Origin of the sequence: Williamsia muralis NBRC 105860 (assembly GCF_001598915.1) — a bacterium.
Taxonomy (GTDB): Bacteria; Actinomycetota; Actinomycetes; order Mycobacteriales; family Mycobacteriaceae; genus Williamsia; species Williamsia muralis.
Window position 1 is genome coordinate 100,295 of the sequence record NZ_BDAP01000003.1, and the last position, 16,483, is coordinate 116,777.

17 protein-coding genes are annotated in these 16,483 nt (G+C 64.0%); 13 read left to right on the forward strand and 4 right to left on the reverse strand.

What is annotated here, in order from left to right; translation table 11 throughout:
- Positions 1 to 38 precede the first annotated feature (38 nt).
- From WIMU1_RS12510 to WIMU1_RS12545, 8 genes are all read left to right on the forward strand, one after another.
- On the forward strand, positions 39 to 365 hold the full coding sequence (locus WIMU1_RS12510) for a hypothetical protein (RefSeq protein WP_062797756.1): 327 nt from the start codon (positions 39 to 41) through the stop codon (positions 363 to 365).
- The gene (locus WIMU1_RS12515) at positions 359 to 1,378 is read left to right on the forward strand and encodes a hypothetical protein (protein ID WP_062797761.1); all 1,020 of its coding nucleotides are present in this window, start codon (positions 359 to 361) and stop codon (positions 1,376 to 1,378) included. The genes WIMU1_RS12510 and WIMU1_RS12515 overlap by 7 nt, the downstream gene beginning before the upstream one ends.
- The gene (locus WIMU1_RS12520) at positions 1,375 to 1,809 is read left to right on the forward strand and encodes a hypothetical protein (protein ID WP_030163645.1); all 435 of its coding nucleotides are present in this window, start codon (positions 1,375 to 1,377) and stop codon (positions 1,807 to 1,809) included. Before WIMU1_RS12515 ends, WIMU1_RS12520 begins: the two co-directional genes overlap by 4 nt.
- A gap of 9 nt (positions 1,810 to 1,818) precedes the next feature.
- A complete protein-coding gene (locus WIMU1_RS12525) occupies positions 1,819 to 2,796 on the forward strand; it encodes a hypothetical protein (RefSeq protein ID WP_062797763.1) in 978 nt (325 codons plus the stop codon).
- 65 nt (positions 2,797 to 2,861) lie between these two features.
- On the forward strand, positions 2,862 to 3,203 hold the full coding sequence (gene rplS / locus WIMU1_RS12530; protein WP_023960301.1) for a 50S ribosomal protein L19: 342 nt from the start codon (positions 2,862 to 2,864) through the stop codon (positions 3,201 to 3,203).
- A 17-nt stretch (positions 3,204 to 3,220) separates the two neighbouring features.
- Positions 3,221 to 4,105, forward strand: coding sequence for a signal peptidase I (gene lepB, locus WIMU1_RS12535; protein ID WP_084248225.1), 885 nt, complete (start codon positions 3,221 to 3,223; stop codon positions 4,103 to 4,105).
- 7 nt (positions 4,106 to 4,112) lie between these two features.
- Positions 4,113 to 4,787 (forward strand): ribonuclease HII, encoded by a 675-nt coding sequence (locus WIMU1_RS12540; RefSeq protein WP_023960297.1) that lies wholly within the window; start codon positions 4,113 to 4,115, stop codon positions 4,785 to 4,787.
- 9 nt (positions 4,788 to 4,796) lie between these two features.
- Positions 4,797 to 5,120: a DUF2469 domain-containing protein gene (locus WIMU1_RS12545; protein ID WP_023960295.1), complete on the forward strand. Its 324-nt coding sequence runs from the start codon at positions 4,797 to 4,799 to the stop codon at positions 5,118 to 5,120.
- On the opposite strand, the gene WIMU1_RS12550 is transcribed toward WIMU1_RS12545, so the two are convergent.
- Both WIMU1_RS12550 and WIMU1_RS12555 read right to left on the reverse strand, forming a co-directional pair.
- On the reverse strand, positions 5,117 to 6,823 hold the full coding sequence (locus WIMU1_RS12550) for a DHA2 family efflux MFS transporter permease subunit (protein ID WP_245969047.1): 1,707 nt from the start codon (positions 6,821 to 6,823) through the stop codon (positions 5,117 to 5,119). The genes WIMU1_RS12545 and WIMU1_RS12550 overlap by 4 nt on opposite strands.
- A 2-nt stretch (positions 6,824 to 6,825) precedes the next feature.
- Positions 6,826 to 8,250 (reverse strand): condensation domain-containing protein, encoded by a 1,425-nt coding sequence (locus WIMU1_RS12555; RefSeq protein ID WP_062797765.1) that lies wholly within the window; start codon positions 8,248 to 8,250, stop codon positions 6,826 to 6,828.
- 65 nt (positions 8,251 to 8,315) lie between these two features.
- Between WIMU1_RS12555 and WIMU1_RS26895 the strand changes: the two genes are divergently transcribed.
- Together WIMU1_RS26895 and WIMU1_RS12560 are read left to right on the forward strand one after the other, a co-directional pair.
- Positions 8,316 to 8,486 (forward strand): hypothetical protein, encoded by a 171-nt coding sequence (locus WIMU1_RS26895; RefSeq protein ID WP_120802746.1) that lies wholly within the window; start codon positions 8,316 to 8,318, stop codon positions 8,484 to 8,486.
- 270 nt (positions 8,487 to 8,756) lie between these two features.
- Positions 8,757 to 9,746 carry an alpha/beta hydrolase gene (locus tag WIMU1_RS12560; RefSeq protein WP_370623672.1) on the forward strand — a complete coding sequence of 330 codons (990 nt, stop codon included), beginning with the start codon at positions 8,757 to 8,759 and terminating at the stop codon, positions 9,744 to 9,746.
- Here the strand turns inward: WIMU1_RS12560 and WIMU1_RS12565 are convergent.
- Together WIMU1_RS12565 and WIMU1_RS12570 are read right to left on the reverse strand one after the other, a co-directional pair.
- A complete protein-coding gene (locus WIMU1_RS12565; protein WP_062797766.1) occupies positions 9,724 to 11,508 on the reverse strand; it encodes an MFS transporter in 1,785 nt (594 codons plus the stop codon). The genes WIMU1_RS12560 and WIMU1_RS12565 overlap by 23 nt on opposite strands.
- A complete protein-coding gene (locus WIMU1_RS12570; protein WP_062797767.1) occupies positions 11,505 to 12,941 on the reverse strand; it encodes a condensation domain-containing protein in 1,437 nt (478 codons plus the stop codon). The genes WIMU1_RS12565 and WIMU1_RS12570 overlap by 4 nt, the downstream gene beginning before the upstream one ends.
- Before the next feature lie 461 nt (positions 12,942 to 13,402).
- Between WIMU1_RS12570 and WIMU1_RS12575 the strand changes: the two genes are divergently transcribed.
- Genes WIMU1_RS12575 through dprA form a run of 3 tightly spaced genes read left to right on the forward strand, consistent with a single transcriptional unit; the run spans position 13,403 to position 16,481 of the window.
- Complete coding sequence (locus WIMU1_RS12575) at positions 13,403 to 13,783, forward strand: YraN family protein (RefSeq protein WP_062797768.1); 381 nt, start codon at positions 13,403 to 13,405, stop codon at positions 13,781 to 13,783.
- Between the two features lies 1 nt (position 13,784).
- Positions 13,785 to 15,332: a YifB family Mg chelatase-like AAA ATPase gene (locus WIMU1_RS12580; protein ID WP_062798515.1), complete on the forward strand. Its 1,548-nt coding sequence runs from the start codon at positions 13,785 to 13,787 to the stop codon at positions 15,330 to 15,332.
- Positions 15,333 to 15,341: 9 nt separating this feature from the next.
- Positions 15,342 to 16,481 carry a DNA-processing protein DprA gene (gene dprA, locus WIMU1_RS12585; RefSeq protein ID WP_062797769.1) on the forward strand — a complete coding sequence of 380 codons (1,140 nt, stop codon included), beginning with the start codon at positions 15,342 to 15,344 and terminating at the stop codon, positions 16,479 to 16,481.
- Positions 16,482 to 16,483: the final 2 nt, after the last annotated feature.

Genomic DNA, 16,483 nt, shown 5'->3' on the forward strand with positions numbered 1-16,483 from the left:
GGCCGGGTTGAGGGATGCGGCAGCGGGGGAGCAGGCCAATGTACGGAACCGGATCGTTTCGGCTCGATGACGCAGCGGCGCGTGCAGGTGCTGATGAGTTCGCTTCGCTGATCGGCGAGATCGACTCGATCCGCGAAGAAGTTGCTGCCGTCGACGCCGAGCTGAGGGCACGCTGCTCGTCCCACGTCGGTGGCGCCATCTTCATGGTCGGCGCAGCGCACCTCTCACACGCGACCGCATCGGTTCTGGATCAGCTCCGACTATCCCTGGCGGACCATGCCGACGACATCGGCCGCGCATGCACCGACCTGCAGTCCGCCGATCTCGGCGTGCCCCTTCCTGCACCTGGAGCCGAGCGGTGCTGACCACGCCGGGTGAGCAGGTCGAACGGCTCCTGCGCGATGCCTGGCCGGCGATCGACCCAGACATGATCGGTCGGTCGGTTGAACGGTATCGTGTTGTGGCGCAACGGCTTTTCGCCCTGCAGTCCGCCATCGAGGCGACTACCGCAGAGGTCGCCGCCGCAATGGACGGCCGGACAGGCAGCGCCCTGGCGGCGAAGGCGACTGCCCTCGCGGACCACGCGGCAACGGCAGCGCATCTGGTCGGCGCCGAATCAGACCTCGCAGCCCGATTCTCCGACTTGGTGGTACTGACCCACGAGCGACTCACCGTGGCCGCGGCAATGGCGGATCGAGACCTGCAGGCGGCGCAGGTGGTAGATGTGACGACGGGCGACATCACCGCGGCCATGGGCGCCGAACACGCCGCTGCCACCGTGCTGGCCGCCGTCGCCGGCGATTTCGAATCCGGTAGTCGCGAACTCGCTGACACCGCTGCGGCCCACGCCGCTGAGCAGCGTGACAGCGAACACGGCCAGACAACGGGCAACGCCGCCGGCGCACCGATGATGCCCGGCGCCCTGATGGGGGCAGGCTCGGCAATGGCCGCGGCAGCCGGGAAGATGCGCGGCGGCGACCTGCCCTCTGCCACGGATGTCTCGGCCGCAGACGTCTCGATGTTGCAGACCCGGGCCGCGCATCTGTCCTCGATGCAGCCACCCGAGGTGGCCCCATGGATCCGAATCGCCGTGGGACTCGGGCAAGACCACGACGGACGCCGCGTGGTCGTGGTGGGTACCAGTGAACCCGGCGGCTACCTTCGGCCGGGGACGGTGCCCGAACCGAACGAGGTCGTCGTCGGTGACGGCAGGTCCCCTGAACTGGTGATCGTCGACTATCTCGCCGCCCGGGACCTCGTCCCGTTGGCGGTCTGCGCCGCCACACCTCCCACTCCCGAGGTCCGCTCACAGCTCACAGATGCCGGTGTCACCACATCGTCGGGCGACGAGGGTACCGGCCAGGGGGACGGGCAATGAGTGCTCACCGCATCGATGTCCTGGCCTCGGGGGTTGCCGGACTCGTGGATCGGGTGAACCCCCGGCACATCAGCCGAACCGGCCTACTCGCTGCGGTGATGGCCCTCGACGCTGCGTCGGTACGTACCGAGGGTCCGGTCACCGACGCGCTGAGCTGCTGGCGAAACGGCAGACCGCTGAGCCCGGCACAGAAGCTGGCCATCGCATCCCTTCGAGGGCGGTTCGATGCGGCAGCTTTTGCAGCGTCTCATGCGGGCCGGTCAGCCGAGTACCGGACAGAGTTCGCGCGAGCGCGAGCGCTTGCAGCAGTGGAGTTCGGAACCGCGGGCACGGGGCGGGAAGGGCTCCGCGAAGTGGTGTGTGAGGCGGCCGCAGCGATGGGGTCGACGTCTTTGGTCGCAAACCTCCTGCGCGACCACGTCGGCGACTAATCTCAGCGGATGGGCCATTGGTTCCGAGAATCGATCATCGACAACGGCCGATTGCCGCTCTTCATGGCGTACATCGGCTTCATCCTCGGGTTTCTCGGAATCCGGATCAGCGTCCGACTGATCCGTGCCGAGGTCAGCTGGTGGTTCAACAACGTCACCCCCGGTGGCATGCACATCCATCACGTCGTCTTCGGGACCGTGCTGACGATGCTGTCGGGGCTCGGGCTGATAGCGCTCGCTATCAACGGGTCACAGACCACCCTGTCCATCTTCGCCGCGCTGTTCGGTATCGGTGCCGCGCTGGTGCTCGACGAGTTCGCGCTCATCTTCTATCTGAGGGATGTGTACTGGGCAGAAGAGGGCCGCGCGTCGATCGACGCTGTCTTCGTGGCGGTCGCGGTGATGGGACTGGTTCTCCTCGGGTTCCACCCGCTCGACTGGGCGGGTGTCGACACTGCGGACGTGGTGTCGATCGTGGTGGCCGTCGTCTATTCCGCGTTTGTGCTCCTGCTCGCAGGGGTCGTGCTGCTCAAGGGCAAGATTTGGACAGGGCTGATCGGACTGTTCATCTTCCCTCTTCTTCTGGTGGCGTCGATACGACTCGCACGCCCGACGTCGCCGTGGGCACGTTGGCGTTACACAAAACGCCCGAAGAAGATGAACGCCGCGGTGAAACGCGAGCGGCGGGTGCGCAGGCCCTTGATCCGCGCGAAGATCTTTCTTCAGGACCTCATGGCAGGCAAACCCGACGTTGCGCACGCGAAGTCCGGCGCCGAGGCGGAACTGGACGCCACCGTGCACGCGGCACCGGCCCCGGGCGAATCGGGGGAGCTGGTGCTCGCCGCCGCGATTTCGTCCGTCGGGGGTGGTTCTGGCACAATTGACCAGTTGCCGTTTGACGGTCAGACGCCGGGCCTGCCCGAGTCGGCTGATTCGTCGCGGAGACCACACGAATCGGAGCACGAACCGGTCGAGCCGCACACCTGAATTGTCCAGGACGAAAGCCGCCAGGTTCCTCTACTCACGCCATCAGCAAGATTGGAACCGACATCATGAACACACTGGATTTCTTGGACAACAAGTCCCTGCGCGACGACATCCCCGACTTCCGCGCCGGAGACACCCTCAACGTCCACGTCAAGGTCATCGAGGGCTCCAAAGAACGTGTCCAGGTGTTCAAGGGCGTCGTGATCCGTCGTCAGGGCGGCGGCATCCGTGAGACCTTCACCGTTCGCAAGGTGTCGTTCGGTGTCGGTGTGGAGCGCACCTTCCCCGTGCACAGCCCGAACATTGCCAAGCTCGAGGTCGTCACCCGCGGCGATGTCCGCCGGGCGAAGCTGTACTACCTGCGCGACCTGCGCGGCAAGGCAGCCAAGATCAAAGAAAAGCGCTGACCTACTAGGCTTGCGGCGTGGTAAACACCCCCCGCAATCCTGAGGGTTCAGACCCTTACAGCGACGAGCCGTACGACAGTCGGCACGCAGACCCGGACCGTGTGGCCGACCCCGATCGGCAAGCACGTCCGTGGCGCCGGATCGACGGCACCGCCGATGTCGCACCGAAGAAGAAGGCGTCGCTGCTACGCGAGACCGCGATCATCCTGATCTGTGTGCTCGCGCTGACGTGGGTTCTCCAGACGTTCATCGGACGGCAGTACGTGATCCCGTCCGAATCGATGGAGAACACGCTGCACGGCTGCACCGGATGCACCAACGACCGGATCGTCATCGACAAGTTGGTGTACCGGTGGAGCGACCCCGAGGCCGGCGACGTCGTGGTGTTCAAAGCACCCACGTCATCGTGGGACCAGGGCTGGAAATCGCCGCGGTCGTCCAACACGGTCATCCGCGGCGCCCAGAACGCCATGTCGTGGTTCGGGTTCGCCCCGCCGGACGAGAACAACCTCGTCAAGCGAATCATCGCCACGGGCGGTCAGCGGGTGGAGTGCCGCAACGCGGATCGCACCGGCGTCAAGGTGAACGGTCAGCCCCTCGACGAGCCGTACATCGACCTGAAGCTTCAGGAAGAGAACGCTCAGATGCGCCCCGGCGACCTCAAAGACGATACGGGTCAGCTCAATTCGTGCTTCGGCGCAGACTTCGGCCCGATCGACGTACCCGAGGGGTTCGTCTGGGTGATGGGCGACAACCGCGGTAATTCGGCCGACTCCCGGTATCACCAGGACGACGAATTGCGTGGCATGGTGCCCGTCGACGACATACGCGGCAAAGTCCGCTACATCATCTACCCGTTCTCGCGCATCGGCGGTGTCGACTCCGTCGACCCCCAGAAGTAGGCAACCGGTGGCGACCACCTGGCCACCTCGTGTGGTGATACGGCGAGCCGCCGGCTTGCGCACCCTTGAAGCAGCGCTGTACCGCAGCGGGCTCGGGCCCGTCGCCGGCGTGGACGAGGCAGGGCGCGGAGCGTGTGCCGGACCACTGGTGGTCGCTGCGTGCATCCTCAAGCCGACGCAGCTGATCTCTCTCGCCGATCTCGATGACTCGAAGAAGCTGACGGCGAAGACCCGCGACAAGTTGTACAAGTCCGTGACCCGGCACGCTGTTGCCTGGAGTGCAGTGGTCATCGACGCAGACGAAGTCGACCGGCTGGGTATCCATGTGGTCAACATCGAGGGAATGCGGCGAGCCGTCGCCGGGCTCGGTGTCCAGCCGGGCTATGTGCTGTCGGATGGTTTCCGGGTTCCAGGGCTCACCGCGCCCTCCCTGCCGGTGATCGGAGGCGACGGCGCGGCCGCGTGTATCGCCGCCGCCAGCATCATCGCGAAGGTCACCAGGGACAGGATCATGGTCGACATGGACACGTCGTTGCCCGGATATGGGTTCGCTGTCCACAAGGGCTACAGCACCGAGATGCACATGCAGTGTCTCGACGAGCTCGGCCCGTCCCCACAACACAGGATGTCGTATCGCAATGTGCGGCTACGGGTGCGCGTGGGCGAGACCGCAGGACGTTAGGCTGAGGGAATGAGCGCCGAAGATCTCGAGAAGTACGAAACCGAGATGGAACTGTCCCTGTACCGCGAGTACAAGGACATCGTCGGTCAATTCACCTACGTGGTCGAGACAGAACGTCGGTTCTATCTGGCCAACGCGGTCGAGATGGTGCCCCGAAATGCGGACGGCGAGGTCTACTTCGAGGTCCGTATGAGTGACGCCTGGGTCTGGGACATGTACCGCCCTGCTCGGTTCGTGAAACAGGTACGGGTGATCACGTTCAAGGACGTCAACATCGAGGAATTAGAAAAGCAGGATCTGCGTCTGCCCGAGGACGGTGTGCTCGGCGACTAGCGGGGTACGGCTTCGGTTCGTCGCAGCAGGAGGCTGATCATCGCGAGGGCAAGAGCGGTTGCCGCGATCGCCCACAAGATGATCGACAGTGCAGCGAGAAATGAGTGCGCGGCGGCTTCCCGTGCGGCGGTCTTGAGTTCTGGTGCGGCAGCAGCGGCCACCGTGGCTCGCACATCGCCCGGTGTCGCCGGCTTCTGAGCGTCGGTTGCACCGCACCCAGGCGGGGTCTGTTCCGGATGTGCCGACGACAGCTGCAGATTCGCGCACCGAGAGAACTCATCGACCACCACTGGCCGGAACGGGGGAGCCACCGAGGTGGTCTCCAAGCCCCGCGACAGTGAAGAGGCGGCCTGATCCACCGCCGACGGTGATTGTGCGGCAACCTGATTGAAGAACGCGATGCTGATCACGGCTAGCCCGATCGAGCACCCGATCTGCTGGATGGTGGGAATGGAACCGGATGCCGAGCCCACATTGGATTCGGTGGTCCCGGACAAGATGGTCGCCTGCAGTGGCGCGACGAACAAACCGGTGCCCACACCGCCGATCAGCAGTGGCGTCACGAGCACCGCGATGTCCAGTGAGCCACCCGCAGGATCGATGATCATGGCGGTCCAGCCGAGACACACTGCGAACGCGACCATTCCCAGCGCCAGGGTGCGGGCACCGATGCGACCGACCAAGATGGGGGAGATCAACGAACCCACGGCGGCACCGACCGCGAAAGGGAAGGTCAATACGCCTGTTCGAAGCGCCGAGTAGCCGAGACCGAATTGGGCTGCGATGGACACGGTGAAAAAGAACGCGGCGAAGACGCTGAAGAACGCCAGCGACAACACGGCGCCGACCGTGAAGTTCCGGTTGTGGAACAGATCGAGTCGCAGCAGGGGGCTGCCGCCGCGGCGCTGGAGTCGGCGCTCGTAGAACACGAATGCCGTCAGGAGCACGATCGAGACGACAAGCATCACGAGAAGCCATATCGGCCAGTCTTTCTCGCGCCCGAGCGCCAAGGGATAGATGAGGAGGAAGAGTCCCGCGCTCGAGAGCACCATCCCCGTCACGTCCAACGGCTCCCGTTCGCCGGGTTTGACGTCCGGCAGATAGCGAAAGGCGAGGACGCAGGCAATCATTCCTAGCGGCAGGTTGACGAGGAAAATAGTTCGCCAGCCCAGGTCGAAGATGTCGGCGGCGATGAGACCGCCCCCGAGCATGGGGCCCAGCATCGCTGCCACCCCCGCGGTGGCGCCGTACATCCCGAACACCACGCCGTGTTTGACCCGCGGGAACAACACGGAGATGATCGCGATCGTCTGTGCCGACGCCGCCGCGGCGCTGACGCCTTGTGCGCCGCGTAGCGCAATCAACTCGGTTGCCCCGGTGGCGGTTCCGCACAGTACCGACGTCACGGTGAAGCCGGCGAGTGCAATCAGGAACACCCGGCGCCTGCCGAACATCTCACCCAGACGTGAACTCGTCATCAGGGTGCAGGCGAACGCAAGCGTGTACACCGTGGCGACGAGGAGCTGCGCCGAATAGGACGCGTCCAGGTCGGTGGCCAGACTCGGCAGTGCGATGTTGACGATGGTGGTGTCCACCATCTGCATGAACACCGCGATCAGGCAGGCTGCAAATGCCAGCCAGGCCCGCCGCGGGGCGATCTCGGCCTGTTGTGGCTGTAGCGCAACAGATTCCGGTAGAGACACTGCTATGTCGCCAGGGCCGCCACCGACGGGCTGTAGTCGCCGTGCGCAGCAATGGTGGTGAAGATCTCCGACAGCCGGTCGACGTACAACTTGATCGAAGCGTGTGCCTCATCGGTGTCCGGGAAGAGAAGACTGATCGTCGTCGCGTCGTTGAAGCGGTTGATCCAGAGGAAGACTTCTTCTGAGCTTCCCCGGTTACCGAACAGCCCGGTGTTGATGGCGTCGAACAGGTCGACGCCCGGCAGCTTTCGGACGTCGATGTACGAGACCATCGGCACCGACCATCCAGGGTCGACATTGACCCCGTGGTCTGGTCCGGCAAGTTGCAGCACGCGGTGGAACGAGACGTCGGTCAGCTCTTTGCCCGAGTCGTACGAGGCCTGAGCGGCTCCGACGATGGACGTGAAGGTCGAGGATTCGCCGACGGTGACCGGCACGGGGATGAGACTGGTGAACCAGCCGATCGAGCTGAACTCGGCGGGGGTGGAGCGTGTGCTCTTGGGGGTCAGGCCGAAGTAGTTCGACGCTCCGGTGAACTCATAGCTGGCCAGAGCGGCAACCGCGAGCACTCCGGGGGTGAATGCGGCGCCGTGGTCACGGCACACGGTCGCGAACTTCTCGGCATCGGCTTCGCTGAACAACGTCGTCGACAGGTGGGCGGTGCGCGCATAGCCGGCACTGGCGACGCCCAGGTCGAGTGGGAAGGTCGGGAGCCGACCCGCGTTCGAGTGGACCAGATCGATCCAGCGCTGGACGTGAGGCGACTCCAACGTCAACGCGGCAGAGCCCGCGCGTTCTCTGGCGCAATATTCGACATAACTGCCGACGTCGGCCAGACCGCTCGGTGTTCCCTGGCTCTCACTCGAATACAGCTGCAGGAGTTCGACAACGGTGAGTGCGGAGGAGATGCCGTCGGTCACCAAGTGGTCGAACGCCGCGTACAAAGTGAAACCGGTCTCGTGTTCGATGGTGCCGAATGTGAAGCAATCCCAGTTGAACGGTCCGGGAGTCTCGGTCTCGACGTGCGCGCGAATTGCGTCGGGGGAGTCGAACTCGCCGTGTGGGGTGGGTCGGAAGTCGATGACGCTGGGGTCCACCACATGCCGAACGATCGATCCGTCGGTTTCGGATGAGAACCAGCTGTGGAAGGTGTCGTGGCGCCGGAGGAACGTGTTGATCGTCCGGGTCATGGCATCGACGTCGAGCGGAGTCTGAAAGTCGAACGCCACCAGGCACAATCGGGAGAACCGGAAGCCCACTGTCTCGTTCCGGGCGGCGGTCAGAAGATACTCTTCTTGCTGATGTGAGGCCGGGGTGGGATGCACCGGAGCGCCCTTCGCCTCATCCAGCGAGGCCGGGGACGCAACCCAGCTCGTGAGTCGGCCCGTGGCTGGTTCCCACTCGTTGATCAGACCGAAATTGACCATGTTCAGCTCCTGTCGAAGTAGCGCAAAAGCGCACTGGTGGCCGGGGCGAATGGTGAAACGCTGCAATGACTGCGAGCAGGCGGCTTTCTGTGTGCGGCAATTCGCAACACAAAATGCCAAATGCATTTCAAGTAATTTGTTCGACATCCGCGCTACGACGTCTGAAAGACGCCTCGGCCCGACCCTTTGTCGCGTTGTCGTGCACCCGTGAAACTACAGCGAAGATTAGCGGATGACAACAGCTGTTGAGAAATAAAGATCTAACACAACAAAAAATCTTCCTTAAGATCTATGCGGGTTGTACCGTCTGCGTCCCGTGGCGCAGTGGCGCCGTGGTTGGATGTGCCAAAGTCGTGGCGGCGCCATGGGTTCTGACGTGCCCAACTGTCGGGTGAACCCTGTGTGCCGCACCAGAGAGGATTCTCGTGAAGTGGCACATCGGTGGTACACCTCGTCTCGCAAATCGAAATGTAGAAACCGCTGTTGTCACATTTGTGGCGGCCGTATTGGTCTTGACAGTATTCGGCCCGGGATCGGCAATTGCCGAACCTGACGGCCAACCAATTGTCGGCGACACGACATCGGCCGACGGTTCTCGGGTGGTGAACACGGTCGAACAGGTCGACGGGGTCGTGGACGTGACCGTGAGGTCGGCCGCGATGGGGGCGGACCTGATGGTCAAGGTGCTGCCGGCACAGGACCGGTCGAGTCCTGCGCCCACGATGTACCTGCTCAACGGAGCAGCTGGTGGCGACGGTGGAAGCAGCTGGTTCGATCAGACCGACATCGCATCTTTCTTCAAGGGCCGCAACGTGAATGTGGTGGTACCGATGGGTGGGGCGGCGAGTTACTTCGCGGACTGGCGCAATGACGACCCGAAACTCGGTCGCCAGAAGTGGGCCACCTATTTGACCGAGGAGCTACCGCCGCTGATGGATGCGCTCCTGAACGGCAACGGGCGCAACGCGATCGCGGGCATCTCGATGGCCGGGACCTCGGTGTTCCAGCTGGCCCTGAAGTCCCCTGATCTGTACCGCGCCGTCGGATCGTACAGCGGTTGCGCAATGACCAGCGACCCCGAAGGCCAGGCCTACGTCCGACTGACCGTCGAGATCCGTGGCGGCGGGAACACGGTGAACATGTGGGGCCCGCCGACCGATCCCGAGTGGGTTCGCAACGACCCGTATGTGAACGCGGAGAAGTTGCGCGGCAAAGCCATCTACATCTCGAACGGTACGGGTCTGCCCGGCCAGTACGACGTGATCGACGGGCCCGGCATCAACGGAAACGGATCCAAGCTCGCCGAGCAGATCGCGGTCGGCGCGGTCATCGAGACGGCTACCAACCGCTGCACACTCAAGATGCGTGACCGACTGCAGCAGTTGGGGATTCCCGCCACAGTCGATCTGCGATCAACCGGCACCCACAGCTGGGGTTACTGGCAAGACGATCTCCACAAGTCCTGGCCGATGATCAACGCGGCCCTGACCCGATAGCCGGCGTCGGGGCTGACTGTGCGGCCGACTGGCGGTCGATCTGACGTCGTCGGTGGTTGCGCAGAGCGAGGGTCAATCCGGCGAGTGCCACCGAGATCGCCGCCAGGGTCCACAGAACGGCGGTGAAGGCCGCCAAGAAGGTGTGCGAGGCTGCCTGGCGGGCCGCTGCGCTGACGTCCGGTTCGGCTTGGGCTGCGACCGCGGAACGAGGCCCGTCCGCGTATGGCTGGATGGCATCATCTGCGCCGGGACACCCCGGTCCGGGGGTGTCCGGGTGTGCTGAACCCAACTGGGCAGTGGCACAGCGACCGAACTCGCGAACGACAAACGGTCGCGCGAGTGGAGCAACCTCGGACGTGCCGAGACTGTGCGACAGACTGGTCTGCGCCTCCTGCACAGCCTGTTCCGATTGCGCGACCACTGCTGCGAAGAAAAGCAGGCTGATCACCGCCATCCCCACGGATGCTCCGATCTGCTGGACGGTGGGGATGGTCCCCGAGGCGGAACCGACAGTCCGCTCTGAGGTGTCCGAGAGCATCGTCGCCTGCAACGGCGCGACGAACAGTCCCATGGCCACGCCGCCGACGGCCAACGGGAGGATGATCGACGACACCTCGATGCCGGCGGCGGGGTCGATGATCACGGCCGTGTAGACGAGTGACCCGCTGAACAAGACGGCTCCCGTCGTCAGCGTCAGTGCCCCGATCCTTCTGACGAGCAGCGCCGAGACAACCGAACCGACTGCGGCGCCGATGGCAAAAGGGAGGGTGAGCAGACCGGTCCGCAACGGTGAGAATCCAAGGCCGAATTGTGCGGTCACCGAGACGGTGAAGAAGAATGCGGCAAACACACCGAAGAACAGCAGCGACAGGACTGATCCGACGGCGAACGACCTACTGGTGAACAGCTGGAGGTCCAGCAGGGGATAGCCGCCCCGTCTGCCGAGGCGGTGCTGGTGAACGATGAAGAGGCACAGCACCACCACGGACCCCACCAGCATCCACAAATGCCAGGTCGGCCAACCCCTCTCGCGCCCCATGGCCAGTGGGAGAACGAGCAGGAACAATCCGGTCGTCGACAGCGCGACTCCCGGGAGATCGAGGCCCGGACGGGTGGTGGCATGAAGGGCCGGAAGACATCGATGGCCGACGACGCAGGCGATCAGGCCGAGGGGGAGGTTGACGAGGAAGATCATGCGCCAGCCAAGACCCCACACGTCTGCTGAGATGAGGAGACCCCCGAGCGTCGGTCCGAGCATGGCGGCGACTCCGGCCGTCGCGCCATAGATGCCGAACACCGCTGGATGCCGGGACTTGGGGAACGAGGCCGAGATGATGGCGATGGTCTGGGCCGATGCCAGTGCCGCGCAAGCGCCCTGAACGGCTCTCAACACGATGAGTTCTGTTGCGCCGGTTGCGGTCCCGCACAGCACAGATACCACCGTGAACCCCGCGAGAGCGCCGATGAACAGTCGTCGACGGCCCCACCGTTCGCCCAGGCGAGAAGCGGTCAGAAGAAAGCACGCGAAAGCCAGTGTGTACGCGCTCAGTACAAGTAATTGCTCGCCAGACGATGCGTGGAGTCCGGACCCGAGACTGGGCAGGGCAATGTTCACGATCGTCATGTCGACCATCTGCATGGACACTGCGATGAGACAGCAGGCCAGAGCAGGCCACGATGCTCTCCGCGAAGATGCCCCCCGTGGATCTTTTGTGCAACAAGGAGTGGTGACGGGAGCAGGAAGCGGCGCTCGTGGTCTCAACCTGTCACCTGACGAACACCTGGGCTGGGTGCGTAGTCGCCCTCGGAGATGATCGTCTTGAAGATCTGCCGTACCCGGTCCACATAGATGTCCACCGATGCCCGGGCCTGCGCGGTGTCAGGGAACAGCAGGCTCATGGATGTCTCATCGGCGAATCGATTGACCCACGTGTACACCTCGTCCGATGTACCGCGGTTACCGTAGAACCTCGCGTTGATGGACTCGAACTCGGAGACGCCCGGTAGTCGACGTGCGTCCATGATCGAGACCATCGGCACCGACCATCCGGGTTCGGTCCTGACGCCGAGGTCGGGTTCATCGGAGACGAGTTCGAGCACCCGGTGGAACGAGACGTCGGACAGTTTGCGTCCGGCCAGGTAGGCAACCTGTGCTTGGCGAACCAGGGTTTTGAACGTCGACGACTCATCGATGTCGATCGGCACGGGAATCAGACTGGTGAACCAGCCGACCGCGCTGAACTCCGCAGGAGTCGTCCGTGTGCTCTTGGGCGTGATCGCCAGATAACGACCATCGCCTGTGAACTCGTGCGCAGCGAGGCCGGCGACGGTGAGTACCGCCGCGATGAACCCTGCGCGGCTGTCCCGGCAGATCCGGACCAGTGTCTTCGCGTCCTGTTCGTCGAACAATGTGACCGTCAGGTGTGCGCTCCGCGCGTTTTCTGTACTTTCCTGGCCGAGGTCCAGCGGAAAGGTCGGGAGGCGGCCACCATTGGCCTGGACGAGTTCGATCCATCGCTGCACAGGCGAGGAGTCCAGCGACAGCTGAGCCGATGCTGTTCGTTCCCGATGGCAGTAATCGATGTAGCTGCCGGGCGGAGCGAGATCGTTGTCGCGGCCGAGCCGCGCATTGTCATAGAGGGCAATGGCGTCGACAAGTGAAATCGCCTGTGAAATCGGGTCGGAGTGCAGGTGGTCGATGGCGGCATACATGGTGAACCCGCAGTCGTGTTCGATGGTGCCGAATGTGAAGCAATCCCACTCGAATGGGCCCGGCGTCTCACGTTGTACCAGTTCCCTTATCTCGTCAGGGTCCCCGATGACATCGTGGTGATGCGGAATGAAATCGATTGTCGTGGGATCGATGACCCGGCGGACGACGGAGTCATCGGGTTCGATGGAGAACCAACTGAGGTGAGTGTCGTGCCGCCGGAGAAAAGCGTTGACGGCGGTGGTCATGGCGGCGTGATCAAGCGTGTGATCTTGATCGAAGGTGCCGACATACAGCCGCGACGACCTGATCTGCGAGTTCTGCCGACAAGCTGCAGTCCGCAGATACTCTTCCTGTTGGTGTGAGGGTGGCGTGGGGTGGATGGGCGCCTGCTGTGCCTGTGTGATCGATGCCAGTGACGCCGACCAAATGGTCACTCTGCCAGCGGGTGGCTTCCAATCATCGATGAGACCGAAATTGACCATGTCATCTCCTGGACGTCCTGGGCCGAAAACGCGGAGGCAGTCAAAAGGCGCCGACAAATCATGCCGACTGTAGTGCTGCGTTTTTGGCTCGAGACGTCGTATTGTCCGTAATGTCTACGCCCCCGAAGACAATTCGATGTCATTGTGCTCTGAGTGCCTAACAGCGACGCGGCTCTCGTCGATGACGGTACAGATTCCCTGGTGGTCGGGCAACCGGAATGCTCAGAAACTATTGCGTGTGAACGATCCTTTTCATACAGATGCATTTTCCAAAAGTGCGGATCTGTTCGCAATTGAACCCGTTGGGAATGTCAGGTCCGCTGCCATTCGGTCGATATTCACGATGCGTAATTGCCTATTGCATTCATGGTTTGTCCACAGTGTGTGGTTTGTGCACAGGGTGGTGGTGGTCGGCGTGTTGTGGGGTCTGTGGGTGGGTGTTGGTTTGGGATGTTTTCGGTATGGATCAGTCAGGTGGGGGTGTGCGTCGTTCGCGGCGTGAGGTGGGTCAGTTGGGGGAGGACGCCGCGGCGGAGTATCTCGTGGGTTTGGGGTGGGTCCTGGTGCAGCGGAATTGGCGTTGTCGTTATGGGGAGTTGGATGTGATCGCGGTTGATGGTGATGCGTTGGTGGTGGTGGAGGTCAAGACGCGGACCGGGTCGTTGTACGGCGATGTGGCGGAGGCGGTGACGGTGGCCAAGTATCAGCGGATGCGCCGGTTGGCTGGGGTGTGGCTGCGTGAGCAGGGGCGGCGTTGGCCGGTGGTGCGTTTTGATGTGGTTGCTGTGCAACTCGATTCGAAGGACTGTGTGTCGATTTCGCATTTGCGTGGGGTGTTCTGAGGTGAAGTTGGGGCGGGTGCGGTCGGTGGCGATCAATGGTGTCGAGGGTGTGGTGGTGGAGATCGAGGCGTCGATCGGTCAGGGTCTGCCGGGTGTGCATCTGGTGGGGCTGGGGGATGCGGCGTTGAAGGAGGCAAAAGATCGCGTGCGTGCGGCGATCACCAACACTGCCGCGGCGAGTAAGGGTGGGGACGAGGGCGCTGTTGCGAAGTGGCCGGAGGGTCGTATCACGTTGGCGTTGTCGCCTGCGACGTTGCCCAAGTCGGGGTCGATGTACGACTTGGCGTTGGCTTTGGCGGTGCTGGCGGCGGGGAATGATTATGCGCCTGCGTATTTGGAGAAGTCTGTGTTCTTGGGTGAGTTGGCGCTCGACGGGCGGGTTCGGCCGGTGCGTGGGGTGTTGCCTGCGGTGGTGGCGGCTCGGCAGGCGGGTTTCACTCATGCGGTTGTGCCGTTGGGCAATGTTGCCGAGGCGGGGTTGGTGTCGGGGATCGAGGTGGGTGGGGCGAGTCATCTGCGGGAGGTGCTTGCCTGGCTCAAGGGATCGTTTGTGCTGGACACGGTGGGTCCGCGGGAGCCGGTCCGGTCGGTGGTGGCGGGGCCGGATCTGTGTGATGTGGTGGGTCAGGATGAGGCGCGGTATGCGATGGAGGTTGCTGCTGCGGGGGCGCATCATCTGTTGTTGACGGGGCCGCCGGGGATTGGGAAGACGATGCTGGCGCGGCGGTTGCCGGGGATCTTGCCGCCGTTGAACGAAGCTGAGGCGTTGGAGGTCACGGCGATTCATTCGATTGCCGGTGGGTTGCCGGCTGATCATCCGTTGATTCGTGATGCGCCGTTCATCGCTCCGCATCACTCGACGACGGTGACTGCGATGATCGGCGGTGGTACGGGGATGGCCAAACCCGGTGCGGTGTCGCGGGCGCACCGCGGCGTCCTGTTCCTCGACGAGTGCGCAGAGCTTGGTGTCAAGGTGCTCGAGACGCTGCGAACTCCGTTGGAGGACGGCGAAGTTCGAGTGGCACGACGCGACGGGGTCGCTCGATTCCCTGCTCGCTTCCAGCTGATCCTGGCGGCCAACCCATGCCCGTGCGCTCCGGCGAACGACGTGGATTGTGTGTGCTCACCTACTGCACGTCGTCGCTATCTCGGCAAGCTGTCTGGGCCACTCATGGATCGGGTGGACATCCGGGTTCGGATGGATCCTCCCGGGACAGCGGCGCTGGCGGGCGGGCCCGCGGAATCGAGTGCTGTTGTCCGCGAGCGTGTGATGGCGGCGCGGGCCGCTGCTCGCGAACGCTGGCTGGCCCACGGGTGGCAGACGAATGCCGAGGTGCCGGGTTCGGTACTGCGGCGGGGCGATTTTCGCTTGCCGGGTTCGGTGGTCAGGCCGATCGAACTGTTTCTGCGAGACGGGCGGGTGACGGCACGCGGAGCCGACCGGGCACTTCGCCTGGCGTGGACGCTCGCCGATCTCTCCGGAGCTGACCAGCCGACCGAAAACCATGTGGCGCAGGCATTGATGTTCCGCGACCGCGGATACAACTGAGGGGACAACATGCTCGACGACAACACACGACTCGACTGGGCATACCTCGCCGGGGTGGCCGAGCCACCGAACGCCGCTCTGCACAAGCTGATTGCGGAGGTGGGCGTGACCGAGGCGGCGCGCGCGGTGTCACGGCAGTCGGTGCCGCCCGGCCACGAAGAAGTGCTGCGGGCGACGGCGGCTCGCCACCAGGTCAACACCGCCGAGGAAGACCTGTCCGCGATCGCCCGACTCGGTGGCAGGCTCGTGACCCCAGCCGACGACGAGTGGCCCGGCTGGCAGCTTCTCGCGCTGGGCCGGGCGGACACCGCGGCCAAAGGCGGTGAGCCCTTGGCGCTGTGGGCCCGTGGCCCGGCAAGGCTCGACGCCGCCGTCGACCGCTCGGTGGCGTTGGTCGGTTCGCGGGCGGCGTCAGGCTATGGCGAGCACGTCACGTCGTCACTCACCGGCGGTCTCGTCGGCGAACGGTGGTCGGTGATCTCCGGAGGTGCCTACGGCATCGATGGCGTGGCGCACCGGTGTGCGTTGGCCGCGGACGGGACCACGGTGGCCGTGCTCGCATGCGGACTCGACCGTGACTACCCGGCCGGTCACGCCAGGTTGATCGCCGAGATCGCTCGCACCGGAGTGGTGGTCAGCGAATACCGCCCGGGCACATCGGCGGCCAAGCATCGCTTCTTGACCCGGAACCGTCTGGTGGCGGCACTGTCGCGGGCCGTCGTCGTGGTGGAGGCAGGCGGGCGCAGCGGCGCGGCCAACACAGCCGCGTGGACTCGGAAGCTGGGGCTGCCTCTCGGTGCGGTGCCAGGACCGGTCACATCGGCGACTTCCATCGGATGCCACCGGATGATTGCCGACGGTGTGGCGCAACTGGTGACCAGTTCAGGCGACATCATCAGGCTGGCCGAGCCCGACGGTGTGACGGGTTCGGAAGCCCGCGCGTCGTCAGTGCGACCGACCGACGGCCTCGACGAAACCCAGCAACGAACCTACGACGCGGTGCCGGCGCGTGGATCACTGACCATCGGCGAAATTGCTTTTACCAGTGGACTCGACGTCCGCCAAGTGCGCTCTGCGCTGGCCGTCCTGGAAACGCGAGGCCTGCTGAGCACCAACGGATCCGGGTGGAGACTGGCCGGATCGCGGTGAGT